The sequence below is a fragment of the Paraburkholderia sp. SOS3 genome, from assembly GCF_001922345.1.
Lineage (GTDB): Bacteria > Pseudomonadota > Gammaproteobacteria > Burkholderiales > Burkholderiaceae > Paraburkholderia.
Genome location: NZ_CP018812.1, coordinates 948,687 through 964,599, shown reverse-complemented (window position 1 = coordinate 964,599; position 15,913 = coordinate 948,687). Strand labels below are relative to the sequence as shown.

The 15,913-nt window shown below is 63.8% G+C and carries 15 protein-coding genes; 7 read left to right on the top strand and 8 right to left on the bottom strand.

Annotated features, from left to right (window positions below; all coding sequences use genetic code 11):
- The first annotated feature begins 26 nt into the window (after positions 1 to 26).
- Positions 27 to 752 (top strand): GntR family transcriptional regulator, encoded by a 726-nt coding sequence (locus BTO02_RS24320; protein ID WP_075159755.1) that lies wholly within the window; start codon positions 27 to 29, stop codon positions 750 to 752.
- 13 nt (positions 753 to 765) lie between these two features.
- On the opposite strand, the gene BTO02_RS24315 is transcribed toward BTO02_RS24320, so the two are convergent.
- Positions 766 to 978, bottom strand: a complete 213-nt coding sequence (locus BTO02_RS24315; RefSeq protein WP_075159754.1) for a hypothetical protein — start codon at positions 976 to 978, stop codon at positions 766 to 768.
- Here BTO02_RS24315 and BTO02_RS24310 point away from each other — a divergent pair.
- The gene (locus tag BTO02_RS24310) at positions 968 to 1,498 is read left to right on the top strand and encodes a hypothetical protein (protein WP_156883966.1); all 531 of its coding nucleotides are present in this window, start codon (positions 968 to 970) and stop codon (positions 1,496 to 1,498) included. The two genes, BTO02_RS24315 and BTO02_RS24310, sit on opposite strands and share 11 nt — an antisense overlap.
- 4 nt (positions 1,499 to 1,502) lie before the next feature.
- Here the strand turns inward: BTO02_RS24310 and BTO02_RS24305 are convergent, their stop codons facing one another.
- The 6 genes from BTO02_RS24305 to BTO02_RS24280 form a co-directional block, all read right to left on the bottom strand.
- Positions 1,503 to 2,369 carry a class I SAM-dependent methyltransferase gene (locus BTO02_RS24305; RefSeq protein WP_075159752.1) on the bottom strand — a complete coding sequence of 289 codons (867 nt, stop codon included), beginning with the start codon at positions 2,367 to 2,369 and terminating at the stop codon, positions 1,503 to 1,505.
- A 170-nt stretch (positions 2,370 to 2,539) separates the two neighbouring features.
- Positions 2,540 to 3,553, bottom strand: coding sequence for a substrate-binding domain-containing protein (locus BTO02_RS24300; protein ID WP_156883965.1), 1,014 nt, complete (start codon positions 3,551 to 3,553; stop codon positions 2,540 to 2,542).
- A gap of 43 nt (positions 3,554 to 3,596) precedes the next feature.
- Entirely contained in the window at positions 3,597 to 4,697 is a 1,101-nt protein-coding gene (locus tag BTO02_RS24295) for an ABC transporter permease (RefSeq protein WP_198039315.1), read from the bottom strand.
- Complete coding sequence (locus tag BTO02_RS24290) at positions 4,694 to 6,655, bottom strand: sugar ABC transporter ATP-binding protein (protein ID WP_075159751.1); 1,962 nt, start codon at positions 6,653 to 6,655, stop codon at positions 4,694 to 4,696. Before BTO02_RS24290 ends, BTO02_RS24295 begins: the two co-directional genes overlap by 4 nt.
- 2 nt (positions 6,656 to 6,657) lie before the next feature.
- Positions 6,658 to 8,604 (bottom strand): hypothetical protein, encoded by a 1,947-nt coding sequence (locus BTO02_RS24285; protein ID WP_075159750.1) that lies wholly within the window; start codon positions 8,602 to 8,604, stop codon positions 6,658 to 6,660.
- 24 nt (positions 8,605 to 8,628) lie between these two features.
- Positions 8,629 to 9,939 (bottom strand): MFS transporter, encoded by a 1,311-nt coding sequence (locus BTO02_RS24280; protein ID WP_075159749.1) that lies wholly within the window; start codon positions 9,937 to 9,939, stop codon positions 8,629 to 8,631.
- Between the two features lie 156 nt (positions 9,940 to 10,095).
- Here BTO02_RS24280 and BTO02_RS24275 point away from each other — a divergent pair, with 156 nt between their 5' ends.
- The 5 genes from BTO02_RS24275 to otnI all read left to right on the top strand — a co-directional run bounded on the left by BTO02_RS24275 (position 10,096) and on the right by otnI (position 14,914).
- A complete protein-coding gene (locus BTO02_RS24275) occupies positions 10,096 to 10,974 on the top strand; it encodes a FadR/GntR family transcriptional regulator (RefSeq protein WP_075159748.1) in 879 nt (292 codons plus the stop codon).
- A gap of 163 nt (positions 10,975 to 11,137) precedes the next feature.
- Complete coding sequence (gene denD / locus BTO02_RS24270) at positions 11,138 to 12,112, top strand: D-erythronate dehydrogenase (RefSeq protein ID WP_075161330.1); 975 nt, start codon at positions 11,138 to 11,140, stop codon at positions 12,110 to 12,112.
- A 10-nt stretch (positions 12,113 to 12,122) separates the two neighbouring features.
- Complete coding sequence (otnK, locus tag BTO02_RS24265; protein WP_075159747.1) at positions 12,123 to 13,418, top strand: 3-oxo-tetronate kinase; 1,296 nt, start codon at positions 12,123 to 12,125, stop codon at positions 13,416 to 13,418.
- Positions 13,415 to 14,077, top strand: coding sequence for a 3-oxo-tetronate 4-phosphate decarboxylase (gene otnC, locus BTO02_RS24260; protein ID WP_075159746.1), 663 nt, complete (start codon positions 13,415 to 13,417; stop codon positions 14,075 to 14,077). Before otnK ends, otnC begins: the two co-directional genes overlap by 4 nt.
- A gap of 54 nt (positions 14,078 to 14,131) precedes the next feature.
- Positions 14,132 to 14,914, top strand: a complete 783-nt coding sequence (gene otnI / locus BTO02_RS24255) for a 2-oxo-tetronate isomerase (RefSeq protein ID WP_075159745.1) — start codon at positions 14,132 to 14,134, stop codon at positions 14,912 to 14,914.
- A gap of 43 nt (positions 14,915 to 14,957) precedes the next feature.
- Here the strand turns inward: otnI and BTO02_RS24250 are convergent, their stop codons facing one another.
- Positions 14,958 to 15,797, bottom strand: coding sequence for a FadR/GntR family transcriptional regulator (locus tag BTO02_RS24250; protein ID WP_083615346.1), 840 nt, complete (start codon positions 15,795 to 15,797; stop codon positions 14,958 to 14,960).
- Positions 15,798 to 15,913: the final 116 nt, after the last annotated feature.

Genomic DNA, 15,913 nt, shown 5'->3' with positions numbered 1-15,913 from the left:
GACGAACCCATTCAAGAGGTCTTTGCATGCAAAATGCTGACATGCCGGAGGCAATGCTGCCGCCGTCATTGCCGAAGGTCGAACGGCAGCGTCTGCACGACACGGTGGTCGACCATCTGCGCAATTTCATCGTCGAGGGGCTGCTCGCGCCCGGCGTGAAGCTCAACGAGCGTCAGCTCTGCGAGACGCTCGGCATTTCGCGCACGCCGCTGCGCGAAGCGCTGAAGGTGCTGGCCGCCGAAGGCCTGATCGATATTTCGCCGAACAAGGGCGCGACGGTCTCCCAGATGACCGACGCCGAGATTCGCGAGACGTTCGAGTTGATGAGCGGGCTCGAGGCGTTTTCGGGCGAGCTCGCGTGCGAGCGGATTACGCCTGTCGAGCTGGCGGAGATCAAGGCGCTCCATTACGCGATGCTGGCGTGCCGCGCGCAGAACGACCTATCGGGCTATTACAGCCGCAATCAGAAGATTCACGACAAGATCAACGAAGCCGCGCGCAATTCGGCATTGCGGCAGACCTATCTGTCGATCAACCGGCGCCTGCAGGCGCTGCGGTTCCGTTCGAACTTCCAGACGAACAAGTGGGATAGCGCGATTCACGATCATGAAGAGATGATCGAGGCACTCGAGTCGCGCGACGGCAAGAAAATGGGCACGATCCTTCGCGCGCATTTGCTGTCGAAACGCGACGCGGTGCTCGCCGAGCGGACGATGTCGACCGTCAAGCTGGCGCCGCGCGACGATACGTAGCGCTAGCTCGAGCCTAAGCCCGCATCGGGTTCGGTGCCGTCGGCGCGGTCGGCCTCGCCGTCGCCTTGCCTTCGGCCTGATCGTCTGCTTCGCCCTCCCGCGTCCCGCTGAATTCGCTTTCCGGCTCTTCGATCCACGTGCACCGCAAACCGACTCCCTCGATGTGTTCCCGGTGAGCACGCAGCTGCGGCTTCTTCATACGAACCCCGGCATCGTTGCCGTCCATCCGCGAATCAATAACGGCGTTATTGCTAATACTCAACGTACGTCCGATTTTTCTCGAAACCGGATTTTTTCGTGCGATGGTAATCGAAGGGCATTATCGATTTCAGACGAAGTCTGATCGCCATGCTCCGCAACCGTATTCCTTTTTATGGCACACGGTATGCGCGGTCGAACAAACCGGCCAGCGCAAAAAGCCGGCACTAAACGGGAGGTGGACGATGAAAGGCATCACTACGATGGCGTTTGCGCTCGTGTTGCTTGCCGGCGCTGACGCGATGGCTCAAAACCAGGGCGGCGCCAATGCGACGGGCGCCGGTTCGACGCAAGGGCCGGCGCAAGGCGTTACGCCCGGCGCGAAACAAGGCATCGAACCGGGCAAGGCCGGCGAGAACATGAATCAGCTAGGCAGTCCGCAAAGCGGCGCATCGTCGCCGCAGGACACGTTGATGCAAAAGCGCGAACAAGGAATGTCGCCGCAAGGAAAGGGGACGCAAGATTCGAGCGGTTCGATGAAGCAATAGCGGCTCAATGCCCGGCCGCCGGCTTTACGAAGCGCAGCGTCATCCGGTCGGATTCGCCGATAGCCGCATAGCGTGCGCGATCGGTGGCGCCCTCCGCGTAAGTCGGGGGCAAAGTCCATACGCCCTTCGGATAGTCCTTCGTATCGCGTGGATTGCTGTTGATCTCGCTGCGGCCGGCCAGTTCGAATCCGGCCGCGCGTGCATGCTCGATCACGAAATCTTCGGTTACGTAGCCCGACACGATGGTTTGTGCGAGGGAGGTGCCCGGCTTCGCGCGATGTTCTTCCACGCCGAGCACGCCACCGGGCTTCAATGCCTTGTAGAAGGCCTTGAAATTCGCGTCGAGATCGCCGTCCTTGATCCAGTTGTGAATATTGCGGAACGTCAGCACCATGTCCGCGGTACCCGGTGCGCCGACTCCGGTCAGGCGGCCCGCTTGCAGTGCGCCGACCGTTACGCCGCTGTAGTCCGCGGGATCGTTCGCGAGCTTCTGCCTGAAGCGATCGATCATCGGCGCAAGATGCGCGGCGCTCGTCGCGTCGGACTCGATGTACGGCGCTTCATACAACTTGCCGTGTGCATGCAGATACGGCGCGAGAATCTCCGTGTACCAGCCCGCTCCCGGCGCGATTTCGATTACCGTTTGACGGTCGGTCAAGCCGAAAAACGTCAGCGTTTGCGCGGGATGACGGTAAATGTCGCGGGCGCGATTCGCGTCGCTGCGCTGCGGGCCTGCAATCGCGTCCGCAAGCGACACCGAATCCGCGGCGTATGTAACCTGAAAAACGGACGGAAATACGGTCAGTGAAACGCTCGCCGCAATGGCGAGCGCACAACGTCGAAGTGCATTGCGGCGAGTCGGAACGTTCATTGTGAGCGGGGCAATCATCAAGGGTGGACATGAGCGAATAACGGCCGCTACGCATGCCAGGCAGTCATTCACCGAAGCAGAAGCATAAACGCATCGCGCCTGCCTCGCATCGAACGTCCAGCCGCCATGATTTATTCCACCTTTGCAAGCCCCGCACACATTCACGTGCTTCACTTCATCTCGCCGCCGAATACCGTCTGCTTGATCACCGGCAGTTCCTGGTCAAGATTATCCTTCGACACCACCACGACCGGCACGACGATGCTCTTCGGCGGCTCCTTGCCCGCCAGATGGTCGAGCATCGCGCCCGCCGCCTTCTGCCCCATCAGATATGGCTGCTGCATGCCAGAAGCTGTCAGCGTGCCGTCCTTGATCATATCGACGAATTGCGGAATGCCGTCGAACGCAACGAGCGCGATATCAGACTGCTTGTGCGCGACCTGGATCGCACGCGCCGCGCCGAGCGTCGGCGCATCGGTCTGCACGAACACGCCATGCATATCGGGATGCGCAGTAATCATGTCCTGCACGAAGCGGAACGTCTCGTCCGCCGTGTAGCGCTGCATCTGGTTCAGCGCGACTTCGGGAATGCCCGCTTCCTTCATCGCACGGCGGAAACCTTCGGTGCGAAGCTTGCCGTTTTGCCGCGCAAGCGAAATAGACGAAATGCCGTAACCACCTTTGTCCCAGCCTTTCTGCTTCATCACTTCAGCGAGCTTCTTGCCGGTTTCGTAGGCGCCTTTCTCGTTCTCCGAACTGATGAACGACACGTAATCGCCTGAGTTCGTACCGATATCGGCGATCACGACCGGCACCTTCGCGCGCGCGGCGACCTGCAGCACGCTCGGGGCCGTCGACGAATCGGTCGGCGAAATCACGATACCGGCCACGCCTTGCGCGACCGCGTCCTGCGCGTTCTTCAGTTGCGTGGCGGCATCGTTGTGCGAATCGTAAATCGTCACGGTGCCGCCCTGCGCCTTGATCGTATCTGTCACCCCTTTTCCGACGATGCGCCAGAACGGCAGATCGAGCCCAGGCGTCAGATACGCGAAGCGCTTGCCCGACACGCCTTGCTGCGCATACGCGCCGCTTGCGAACGACGCGCTCAATGCCGCGCCGAGCACCAATGCGCCGAACGCCTTCGCGGTGCGTGCGAGAAATGCCCGCTTGTGCATGTGGTTCATACCGATGTCTCCTTGAATGATTTGTTGGACGGCGATACGTACGTCATTGACCGCGCCGGTTGATGCGCGTGGTCACGATGCGTTCGGCAAGCACGGCGATGATGATGATGGCGCCGATCGCACTGCCCTGCCAGTAAGGTCCCACGTTCAGCAGGTTCAGACCGTTGCGGATCAGGCCCATGATCAGCACGCCGAAAAACGTGCCGATCATCGACCCGCGTCCGCCGAAGAGACTCGCACCGCCGATCACGACAGCCGCGATGGAATCGAGCTCGAGCCCGTTGCCGGCGATCGGGTCGATCGACAGCAGCCGCGATGCGAGCATCACCGCGGCGAGCGCCGACAGCGCTCCGGACAGCACATAGGCGAGCGTCGTGTAATACGTCACCTTGAGACCCGATGCGCGCGCCGCTTCGATATTCGAGCCGATCGCATAGATCGTGCGACCGCCTTTGGTAAAGGTCAGGTAGTACCAGGCGAGCGCGAACAGCAGCACGACGAACAGAAAGTTCGCGGGTATCCCGAACACGTCGGCCGAGCCGATATAGGAAAGCCCTTGCGGCAGCGACGAAATCGAATTGCCGTCGCTGATCACGTACGCGAGCGAGCGCGCGACCGACATCATGCCGAGCGTGACGATAAACGGCGCGATGCGGCCAAACGTGACGAGCAAACCGTTGACGAGCCCCATCAAGCCGCCGAACACGATCGCCGCGCCGATTGCAACCGGCACCGGCAAACCGGCCGATGTCAGCGCGAGGCCGAGCACGATGCCGGCTACGCCCGTCAACGCGCCGACCGACAGATCGATGCCGGCCACCAGAATCACGAACGTCTGGCCGATCGCCGCGATGCCGGTCACGACCGACTGGTCCATCAGGTTGAACAGGTTGCCGAGCGAGAAGAAGTGCGACGAGATCAGCGAAAGCGCAATCGACAGCACGACCAGCACGACGAGCATGCGAATTTCGAGCGCGAAGCGATGGACGAATCCCGCATGGCGACGGCGCACGACGGGCGCGGCCGGCGTCGCTGCGGCCGCAACCGCGCCGCCGTCGGCGTCGCTTTGCGCGCCCGGAGTTTGCATGTCATGGCCGGCGCCGCTGCGACTGGCGCCGTGTGCGTTAAGATCGTTGCTGCTCATACCGCTGTCTCCTCCCCTTGCGCCGCGACGAGAAGCTGCCCCACGCCGTGACGGCTCATGTTCTGCGTCATCTGCTTACGCAGCGCTTGCGGATCGAGCGTCGCCGCAGACGGCACACTCACGCCGACATATCCGAACGAGTGGCCGCTCTGGTTCACGAGCCGAAACAGCACCGAATGCAGTGCGCCGTCGTCGATCACCGTACCCGCCTTTTGCGTATCGAGCGCCAGCGGTATCGCCGTTTCGCCGATCAGCGGAAAGCGTTCCGCCGCGATGCCGACCGGCGCATTCGCGTGCGCTACGACGTCGAAGCAGAACACGCGGCCGCGCTCGACCTGCAGCCAGTAGCTCGTCGCACCGAATTGCGCGGACAGATCGGCAAGCGCATCGTGCACGCCCTGCGCGGACGAGCGCGGCGCCGCATAAGTCGCAAGTATCTCGGCGTCGAGCAGATCGCTGGTCGCCTGCGCGACCGATACGCCGTCGCTGAGCACGACGACGCGATCCGACAAGCCGAGCACCTCGTCGAAATCCGACGACACGACCACCACGCCGATGCCGCGCGCCGCAATCCTGCGGATGATCTGGTAGATCGTATTGCGCGTGCCGATGTCGACGCCGCGCGTCGGTTCGTCGAGCAGCAGCACAGTCGGATTCAGCAACAGCCAGCGTGCGAAAATGACCTTCTGCTGCTGCCCGCCGCTCAAGCCGAGCATCGGCGCGGTCAGGATATGCTCGGGCATGTCGAGCTCGGTCATCAGACGGTCGATCTCGGCGAAGTGCCGTTCGTAGTTTCGATGAATGCCGCGGTCGCGGCCCAGATGCGCGAGCAGCAGATTCTCGGTCACCGAGAAATCCGGCACGATGCCCTGGCGCCGGCGGTCTTCGCCGATCAGGCCGACGCCGCGCGCAATCGCATCGCGCGGCGACGCAGCCGTAAATGGCTCGCCTTTCAACCGGACCGTGCCGCTATCGCGCTTGCGCAGCCCGAAGATCGCTTCAATCGTCTCCGAGCGGCCCGCGCCGACTAGACCCGCGAGTCCGAGAATCTCGCCCGCATGCAGCGTGAACGACACGTCGCGCACCATCGAACCCGACGCGAGATGGCTCACCTCGAGCAACGGCGCATCGGCGACGCGTGCCTGCGCGGGCGGCGCGCTGCTGCGCTCGTAGAGGTTTTCGATAGTGCGGCCGACCATCAGCTGGATCAGCGCCGCGGGCGTGAGTTCGCGCGTCGCAACGTCGGCGGCGACGGTGCGGCCGTCGCGCATCACCGTCACGCAATCGGTAATCTCGAAGATTTCTTCGAGCCGATGCGAAACGAACGCGAGCGCCTTGCCGCGCGAGCGCAGCAAGCGCATGACCTCGAACAGGCTCGCGACTTCGGTCGGCGAAAACGACGCGGTCGGCTCGTCGAAGATGATGAGGTCCGAGTCCTGCTGCAGCGCGCGGCCGATTTCGATAATTTGCCGTTGCGCCATGGACAGATCGCCGGCCCGTTTGTGCAGCGGCAAATGCTCGGCCTGATGCAGTTCTTCGAGCACCGCTTCGGCCTTGCGCTTGAGCGCCTTCCAGTCGAGGCGCTCGCGCTGGCCGAAATGCGTAAGACACAGGTTCTCCATCACCGAGAGATCGGGCGCGATGCTCGTTTCCTGCAAGACGAGCGAAATGCCTGCGCGCATCGCGTCGCGCGGCATCGCGAAGTCGACATCCTGGCCCTTGTAGCGCAACAGCCCTTCCGATCGGCGCAAGTGGCCGCTGATAATGCGCGAGAGCGTCGATTTGCCCGCGCCGTTCACACCGACCAGCGCATGCACTTCGCCGGCACGCAGCGTGAGCGAGCCGTCCTTGAGCGCGCGCACCGGGCCGAACAGCTTCGTCACGTGCTCAGCGCGCAGAATCTCGCGAGGTGCCTCGGCGCCGGCCGTGCCGGCAGTTGCGGCGGCTTCGGTGTTCATCGTCAAGGCGTTGACGCGAATAAGTGGATTTCAGCGGTTTCGTAGGGCTCGAGCGTCAGCGTCCCGGCTGTCAGTGGCGAGTGCTGCGGCGATGCAACGGCGAAATCGACACCGGGCAGCCACCGCGCGATGGTGGCGCCGTTGTTCGACACGCCGCCATCGAACTCGACGCGGTTTGTTTGTGCAGAAAGATTGGCAATCCATAGCGTCGTCGCCGATGCCCGCTTCGCCGCGAATGCGGCAAGCGGCACGCGGCCAGGCTCCACGGTCAGGTTCGCGATCTGCGCGCCCCGCGCCTGGGCAAGCGATGCAAGCAGGCGAAACAGCGGCGTCGGCTTCCCGCTATCGAAGAGGCCGCGTGGCCCGGTCAGTTCGGACAGCGCGATATGCGTCGCTCCACCCGCGGCGAACGCCGCGAAGTAACCGAGGTTCCAGGCGGCGCCGTACAACGCGCGCTGCCGTGGATCGTCATCGGTCAGGCAGATCCGCTTCGCGTCGCGCCCAGTCTCGTTCGCCAATGTCGACGCCCCATACGGATTGTCGCGCGCGGCAATCGTGCTGGGCCCGACCCGGAACGGCGTCTTGCCGGCAAGCGCGGTGACGCTGTTCGCGATGAACGGCAGCGTCGCAAGCGTTTCCATCACTGAACGGTCGTCGGCCGCATGCACGATCGGGCATGTCGTGAACGTCACGTAGTCGAGCTCGTCGAACGGCGGCCGTTTGCGATTGAGTTCGGTGAAATAGGCAAACGTGCCGCCGCCAAGCGGCGTATCGGGAAACGCCGCACGCGCAGCCGCGAATACATCGTCGAACGACGGGCACGGCGGCCACGGGCTTCCCGGCAACACGGCTTTCAGATCCGGCGCGGGCGAGACCTGCAGCGCAACAGGCGCCGTGCGCCCGCTGGCGGCGGCGGCCACACGGCGCATTTCATCGGCTGGACTGCCGTCGCCGGTCAGCACGGTTTCGAGCACGTACGGCACGCGCGCCGTATCGGCAAGTTGCGCGAAATGCGGCATCGCATGAGCGGGGTCGTCGTGACGCAAGTCCAGATGCGCGATGAAGTACGCGGGACTCAACGCGTGAAGTGCTGCGGCATGCTGCAACGCCGTATCGAGATCCCCGGCGCGCACGCCGATACCAGGTTGCGGCACAGGGCGTGGCGCGCCGATATCGGCATCGAGCCGGATACGCGCGGGCGCGGCCGGCTTATCCTGTGCCGCACCGCTTGCAGCTGCAGGCTGCGCCGCCTGCACCGTCACTTTCACCGCCTGTGCCAGCGTCGAACCTTTCGCGAGCGTATAGGGCCACGGCAACGCAAGCGGCCGCACATACGTCTTGAACGAGGCGTCGGACCAGTTGCGCTGATCCTCCATTTCGAACGTGTCGCCTTCCATCCGCACTTCGACGCTCATTGCCTCGCTGTGCTGCGTCGTCAGCGCACGGATGTCGCGAAACGGCTGGAACGGATCGATTTCTTGCGGAAAATGCGTCGACTTGCGCTGACCGTCGACAGTCTCGACTACCACGGGTTTGCCCGACACGTCGAGCGGATGCAGCACGACAAAGCCCGTGCGGTTGGTCAGCAGATCGCCCGCCAGCGTCGCATTCGCGTTGAATTCCAGCTGGCCGTTGGCGTTGCCGGCAATCGATGCAGCGAGCTGCAACTCCGCACCGCCCGGCCCGCATGTGCCGCGAAACCGCACCTCGAACGCGTCGTCGCGCTGCTCGATTCGAACGTCGTCGAGCTTCAGCGCGTGCGTTCCCCAGTTCTCGTCGCGAGCGAGAAACGAGATCGCCCGGATGACTTCCACTTCCCCGTAGCAAACATAACGCAGGCCGCCGCCATCGAACTCGACGGAAAGCGGGCCCGCGGCAAGACGTACCGGCTCGGATTCGGTTTGTGCCGTACCGGTGAGTGCAACTGCGAGTGCTTCGACTGTTTGCATTGCTCCCTCCTCGGCGCCGGATGTCTAACGGTTGACCACCTTGCCCGGCACGATGAACGTCAACAGTGTGCCGACGAAGAGCGCCCCTGCCATCGCGTACAAACCCAGGTTGGCGCTATGCGTGGCGTCCTTGATGAAGCCGATCAGATACGGGCTCACGAAGCCCGCCAGATTGCCCCACGAATTGATCAGCGCAATGCCCGCGGCCGCGGCCGAACCGCCGAGAAACGCCGTCGGCAGGCTCCAGAACATCGGCAGCGTGCTCAGGCCGCCCATCGCCGCAAGCGTGAGGCCGATCATCGCGAGCACCGGCTGCGAGCCAAACGCCGCCGACATGATGAGGCCGACGCCGCCCAGCACGGCCGTGAATGCAAGGTGCCAGCGCCGTTCGCGGCGGCGGTCAGCGCTGCGCGAGACGAGGATCATCGTCACGGCGGCGGCGCCATACGGGATCGCAGTCAGCAGACCGATTTGCAGCGGATCTTTGACGCCGGTCGATGAGATCAACGTAGGCAGCCAGAAACCAACCGTGTAGAAGCCGCAAATCAGGCAAAAATAAATCGCGGTGAGCAGCCACACGCGTCCATTCGTGAACACTTCGAGCACCGAATGTTCGGCCTTGTGCGCCGAATCTTCGCGGATGTTCATGGTCAGCAGCGCGCGTTCTTCAGCGGTCAGCCATTTCGCTTTCGTGATGCCGTCGGTCAGCACGAAAATCGCCGCGATGCCGGCCACGATCGACGGCAAGCCTTCGACAAAGAACAGCCATTGCCAGCCCGCGAAGTTCATCGCGCCGGTCAGCGCATGCAGCAGGTAACCCGACAGCGGACCGCCGATCAGCCCCGAAAGCGGCACGGCGGCAGCGAACGCCGCAAACATCTTGCCGCGCCGATGCGACGGATACCAGTACGACAGGTACAGAATGACGCCGGGATAAAAGCCCGCTTCGGCAAGACCGAGCAGAAAGCGCATGACGTAAAACGCGGTCGGCGTCGTCACGAACGCCATGCCCGACGAAATCACGCCCCAGGTGATCATGATGCGCGCCATCCACAGGCGCGCGCCGACACGATGAAGAATGATGTTGCTGGGAATTTCGACGAGGAAGTACGCGATAAAAAAGATACCCGCGCCAAGGCCGTAGACCGTGTCGGAAAAATGCAGGTCCGACGACATTTGCAGCTTCGCGAAACCGACGTTCACGCGGTCGAGATAGGCGACCAGATAGCAGAACATCAGGAACGGCACGATGCGCCAGGTCACTTTTGCGTAGGTGCGCGCTTCGAATGCCTGCGCGTCGCCGCGTGTTACCACTTCTATCGACTCGGTTTGCACCGGTTTGTCTCCTTACATCGATCCGTACGGCCGAATTTGTATGATAACCATATGTGTTATCTATGCGGTTCCGATCATAGGTAGAAAGTGGTACCGTGTCAACGCATCGCCTATAAAGACAACTGAACGTCTCCGAAGTCTTTCGTAAAACACGACATGGCCACCTCCACCTCTACGCCCCGCCCCTCCGTCACCTTCGACGCGCCCGTCATCACGAATGTCGGCACGCTCGCCGATCGCGTCACGGCCGTCCTGCTCGAAAAGATCAAGGGCGGCGAATTTCCGGCCGGCACGCGGCTGCCGACCGAACAGGTGATCTCCGAGCGCTTCGGCGTGAGCCGCACCGTCGTGCGCGAAGCCATCTCGCGGCTGAAGTCCGACGGCCTCGTCGAAGTGCGTCAGGGCAGCGGAACCGTCGTGCGCGAACCGAACCGCACCACCGCGTTCCGGCTCGACATCGATCCGAAAGATTCGGTCGATGCGGTGCTGCGCGTCACGGAACTTCGCCGCGGCATCGAAGCGGAAGCGGCCGCGCTCGCCGCGCAGCGCCGCACGCGCGCGCAACTGGCCGACATCAGGCGCGCACTTGCCGCCATCGATGCGGCCGCGAAGGAAAAGCGCGACGGCGTAGACGAAGACCTCGCGTTCCATATGGCGATTTCGCGCGCGACCGGCAATCCGCTCTATCCGTCGCTGCTCGAATTCATCAGCCAGTTCACGCATGCGGCGATTCTCGTGACGCGCACGAACGAAGCACGCCGCGACGATTTCTCGACCCAGGTGCGCAACGAACACCGCGCGCTGTTCGATGCGATTTCGGCTCAGGACGCGGAAGCCGCACGGCAGGCCGCCATTACGCATATCGACAACGCCGGCGCGCGGATTCAGGAGGCCGACTCGGCATTCTGGGAAGACGTCGGCAGCGCGGCCGCGCGGCCCCTGATCAACGAGGAAAAGAAAGCGGCCCGCAAGGGAACCCTCGACGAATCGCCCGGCGGCTCCGGCAAAAGCGCTCGCAGTCGCCCGCGCAGCTAGAAAACACGCCGTGCGCGAGCACTAACCGATGCAAAAGCGCACCATGAAGTTTGCCACGCCCGCCGTCCTAAGATAACATCATCATACAACTTTGGCATGGACTCAGCGGCGACCCTTGCTCGTTCGCCGTGCGCAATCTTGCGCGACCTGTATGGAGACACATATGAAAGTGCTGGTAACGGGTGCGGCGGGCTTCCTCGGCCACCGTCTGATTCGCGCGCTGCTGGCGCGCGGCGAACTGACCGGCCCGGCCGGCAAACCGGTTGCGATCGAGCGCATCGATGCGTTCGACGTGGTGCCGCTCGAAGGCATCGACGACCCGCGCGTGCATCCGGTCACCGGCGACATTGCCGATCCGGTGCAGATCGAGCGGCTCGTCGACGCCGACACCCACGCGATATTTCACCTGGCCGCCATCGTATCGGGGCAGGCCGAACAGGAATTCGAGCTCGGCATGCGCATCAACTTCGACGCGACGCGCACGCTGTTCGAACGCATCCGCACGCTCGGCACGCAGGCGCGCTTCGTGATGACCAGTTCGGTCGCCGTCTTCGGCGGCGCGATGCCGGCCACGGTGCCCGACTCGCAGGTGTGGTCGCCGCAAAGTTCGTACGGCACGCAAAAAGCGCTGTCCGACCTGATGCTTGCCGACTATAGCCGGCGCGGCTACATCGACGGCCGCAGCCTGCGCATGCCGACCATCGTCGTGCGGCCCGGCAAGCCGAACCGCGCGGCATCGAGCTTCGCGAGCGGCATCATTCGCGAGCCGATCAACGGCGTCGACGCGGTATGCCCCGTCGCGCCGGAAACCATCCTGTGGCTGATGTCGCCCGATCGCGCAATCGAGAATCTGCTGCACGGCTTCGAACTGCCCAAAGATAAGCTCACGCAAGGGCGTGTGATCAATATGCCGGGCCTGTCGGTGTCGGTGAAGGACATGCTCGCATCGCTGCGGCGCATTGCCGGCGATGCGGTGGCGAACCGCGTGAAGATGGAACGCGACCCGGCCATCGAGCGCATCGTCAATTCGTGGCCGGGCAATTTCTCGGCCGACTACGCGCGCGCCCTCGGCTTTGTATTCGACGCCGATTTCGACAGCGTCGTGCATGCTTTCATTCGCGATAACGCCGCACAATAGGCCCGCCATCATGACTTCATCGACTGCCCTGCTCGGCTGCATCGCCGACGACTTCACGGGCGCGACCGACCTCGCGAACATGCTCGTGCGCGGCGGCATGCGCACCGTTCAAACCATCGGCGTGCCGAGCGGCCCGCTCGATACGCCTGCCGAAGCGATCGTGGTCGCGCTGAAATCGCGCACGGCGCCACGCGAACAGGCCGTCGCCGAATCGCTGGCCGCGCTCGAGTGGCTGAAAAAGCTCGGCTGCAAACAGTTCTACTTCAAGTATTGCTCGACGTTCGATTCGACCGACGCCGGCAATATCGGCCCCGTTGCCGAAGCATTGATGAAGGCGCTGAACGCGCCATTCGCGATCGCGTGCCCGGCGTTTCCGGAAAATGGCCGTACCGTCTATCGCGGCAATCTGTTTGTCGGCGACCTGCTGCTCAACGAATCGGGCATGCAGAACCATCCGCTGACGCCGATGACCGACGCGAACCTCGTGCGCGTGCTGCAGCGGCAAACGCAGACCAAAGTCGGCCTGCTGCGTTACGACACCGTGCAGCGCGGCGCCGCGGCCGTCAACGAAGCGCGCGCGGCGTTGCAGCGCGATGGCGCGGCACTCGCGATCGCCGACGCAATTTCGGACGACGACCTCTACACGCTCGGTGAAGCCTGTGCAAACGATCTGCTGCTGACTGGCGGCTCCGGTCTCGCTCTCGGGCTGCCGCGCAATTTCGAACGTGCAGGCCTGCTGCCCGCCGCGAAGAACAGCGAGCGCGTGCCGGGCGTGAAGGGCCTGTCCGCCGTGCTGTCCGGCAGTTGCTCGCGCGCGACGCAAGCGCAGGTCGCACACTGGCGCGACAGCGGACGCCCCGCGTTCCGCGTCGATCCGCTCGCACTTGCGCGCGGCGACAAGGTGGCCGACGAAGCAATGGCGTTCGCCGAACCGCTGCTCGCGAAAGGCCCGGTGCTGATCTACGCAACGAGCGCGCCGGAAGAAGTCAGTGCCGTGCAGAAGCAGCTCGGCACGGCGGCGTCGGGCGAGCTCGTCGAACAGGCGCTCGCGGCCATCGCCCGGCGCATGCATCAGGCAGGCGTGCGCCGCTTCGTCGTGGCGGGCGGCGAAACGTCGGGCGCGGTCGTCAATGCGCTCGACGTCAAAGCCCTGCAAATCGGGCCTCAAATCGATCCGGGCGTGCCGGCCACGGTTTCGATCGGCGCAACGCCGCTCGCGCTCGCGTTGAAGTCCGGCAACTTCGGCACCGTCGATTTCTTCAGCAAGACGCTGGCTCTGTTCGACACGCTGGGAGCGCAGCCATGAGCGCAACGGTTACTTCAGCGGCAGCGGCCGAAAGCCGCGCGCGCGAAGAGATCGCGCGCATCGGCGCCGATCTGTATTCGCGCCGCTATACGGTCGGCTCCGCGGGCAATATCAGCGCGCGGCTCGAAGACGGCTGGCTCATCACGCCGACCGACGCGTGCCTCGGCCATCTCGATCCGGCGAAGATCGCGAAGGTCGGCCGCGAAGGCGAATGGGTGAGCGGCGACAAGCCGTCGAAAACGCTCGCGCTGCATCGCGGCGTCTACGACACGAACCCCGAGATGCACGGCGTCGTGCACACGCATTCGACGAATCTCGTCGCGTTGACGCTCGCCGGTGTCTGGAAGCAGAGCGACGTGCTGCCGCCGATCACGCCGTACTACGTGATGAAAGTCGGCCACATTCCGCTGATTCCGTACTGCCGCCCCGGCGACCCGAGCGTCGCCGAACGCGTGCGCACGCTCGCGAACGACGTACGCGGCGTGCTGCTCGAACGGCTTGGTCCCGTAGTGTGGGGGGCAAGCGTATCGCAAGCCGCATGGGCGCTCGAAGAACTCGAGGAAACCGCGCAACTGTGGCTCATGACCGAGCCGCGCCCCGCGCCGCTGACGGACGCGCAAATCGACGAGCTGCGCTCGACGTTCGGCGCGCGCTGGTAACATGCGCCGCGAACGCGCTGCCCACCACCTTTCCTCAACTTAGAGACGACGACCATGCCCCGCTTTGCCGCCAACCTGACGATGATGTACCGCGAGCACGCGTTCCTCGACCGTTTCGGCGCGGCCGCCGCAGACGGCTTTAAAGCCGTCGAATATCTGTTTCCGTACGACTATCCGGCCGAAGACCTCGCCGCGCTGCTCAAGAAGCACAATCTCGAGCAGGCGTTGTTCAATGCGCCGCCCGGCGACTGGGCCAGCGGCGAGCGCGGCATCGCCGCGCTGCCGGGCCGCGAGGACGAGTTCAAGCGCAGCGTCGACACCGCGCTTCAATACGCGCACGTGCTCGGCAATCGCAAGCTTCACTTCATGGCCGGACTCGTCCCCGCCGGCGCGGACCGCGCACGGCATCGCGACGTCTATGTGCACAATGTCGCGTATGCGGCATCGCAAGCGGCACAGCATGGTTTGATGGTGGTGATCGAGCCGATCAACACGCGCGACATGCCCGGCTACTTCCTGAATCTGCAGGGCGACGCGAAAAAGATCTGCGGCGAAGTCGGCGCGGCGAATCTGAAAGTTCAGTTCGATCTCTATCACTGCCAGATCATGGAAGGCGATCTCGCCGTCAAGCTGAAGCAGATGATGAAAGACGATATCGGCCATCTGCAGATCGCAGGCGTGCCGGACCGTCACGAGCCGGACCTCGGCGAAGTGAACTACCCGTACCTGTTCGATCTCATCGACGAACTCGGCTACGACGGCTGGATCGGTTGCGAGTACATTCCGAAGGGCCCGACGTCGGCCGGCCTCGGTTGGGCGAAGAAGTGGCTCGGCTAGGCTGACCGCAGCCCTGCATGCGTTTGCATGCGGGGTTGCCCCATCAAACGCCGAAGTCCTTCACCAGATCGTGCGCGAGCTTGCCGCCGCTGCCCGCCCAGAAGTCGCGGTCCGCAAGCCGTACGCGCTCCGCCACGCACAGCATGTGATCGCCGGCGGCGATGCGCGCCTCGTCGGGGTCGCCAGCAACGATCGCCGCGACGATGCGATCGTGCTCTTCTTTCACCTGGTTCACGAAATCCATCCGGCGCGCTTCATTCGCGCGCGTGACCTTCACGGCCAGCCGGATCTGCTGCGCGAACATCTCGATGAAGCGCACCCAATACGGGTTGCCCGTCGCCTCCGCGATGCGCAGATGAAACTGCACATCTTCTTCGACGCCATCGCCGCCCGCGCGCATCGCGTCTTCGACGCGCCGCAGCGCGTGCTCGATTTCCGCGAGCTGCCCCGGCGTGCGCCGCACGGCGGCGAGCGACGCGATCTCCGCTTCGAGCCCGCGCCGCACTTCCGTGAGGTTCAACAGCGACTGCACCGACTGCTCGGTCAGTGGATCGCCCTTGGCCGCGTGCGGAAACGCCGTCTGACTGATAAACGCGCCGCTCCCCTTGCGCGTGGTCAGCAACCCGTCGGCTTTTAGCAGCGCGATCGCTTCGCGCATCACCGTGCGGCTCACGCCGAAGTGCTGCGCCATCGCATGTTCAGAAGGCAGCCGTGTGCCCGGCGCGAGACCGTCGCCGCGGATTTTCGACAACAGCTTTTCGGCCACGCGTTCGCCCAGCGTGCCGGCATCGAATGTGCCGCCTGAAGTGCTACCTGAGGCGCTAATTGAGGTGCCGCCCGTCTCGTCTGTCTCGGCCGCAACGCGTGGGGTCGCCGGGCTCATTCTTCCCATCCTTCGAAGTCTTTGACCATCCGGTCATTGTACGCAAATCGGATTTCTGTTGACAGCCTTGGAACAGCTTTATACCATCCGCATACAGATTTTATACATGTAGTCGT

Coding starts and splice junctions, on each gene's coding strand:
- BTO02_RS24320 (WP_075159755.1), top strand. CDS start 27: ATGCAAAATGCTGACATGCCGGAGGCAATGCTGCCGCCGTCATTGCCG.
- BTO02_RS24315 (WP_075159754.1), bottom strand. CDS start 978: ATGGACGGCAACGATGCCGGGGTTCGTATGAAGAAGCCGCAGCTGCGT.
- BTO02_RS24305 (WP_075159752.1), bottom strand. CDS start 2,369: ATGAACGTTCCGACTCGCCGCAATGCACTTCGACGTTGTGCGCTCGCC.
- BTO02_RS24300 (WP_156883965.1), bottom strand. CDS start 3,553: ATGAACCACATGCACAAGCGGGCATTTCTCGCACGCACCGCGAAGGCG.
- BTO02_RS24295 (WP_198039315.1), bottom strand. CDS start 4,697: ATGAGCAGCAACGATCTTAACGCACACGGCGCCAGTCGCAGCGGCGCC.
- BTO02_RS24290 (WP_075159751.1), bottom strand. CDS start 6,655: ATGAACACCGAAGCCGCCGCAACTGCCGGCACGGCCGGCGCCGAGGCA.
- BTO02_RS24285 (WP_075159750.1), bottom strand. CDS start 8,604: ATGCAAACAGTCGAAGCACTCGCAGTTGCACTCACCGGTACGGCACAA.
- BTO02_RS24275 (WP_075159748.1), top strand. CDS start 10,096: ATGGCCACCTCCACCTCTACGCCCCGCCCCTCCGTCACCTTCGACGCG.
- denD (WP_075161330.1), top strand. CDS start 11,138: ATGAAAGTGCTGGTAACGGGTGCGGCGGGCTTCCTCGGCCACCGTCTG.
- otnK (WP_075159747.1), top strand. CDS start 12,123: ATGACTTCATCGACTGCCCTGCTCGGCTGCATCGCCGACGACTTCACG.
- otnC (WP_075159746.1), top strand. CDS start 13,415: ATGAGCGCAACGGTTACTTCAGCGGCAGCGGCCGAAAGCCGCGCGCGC.
- otnI (WP_075159745.1), top strand. CDS start 14,132: ATGCCCCGCTTTGCCGCCAACCTGACGATGATGTACCGCGAGCACGCG.
- BTO02_RS24250 (WP_083615346.1), bottom strand. CDS start 15,797: ATGAGCCCGGCGACCCCACGCGTTGCGGCCGAGACAGACGAGACGGGC.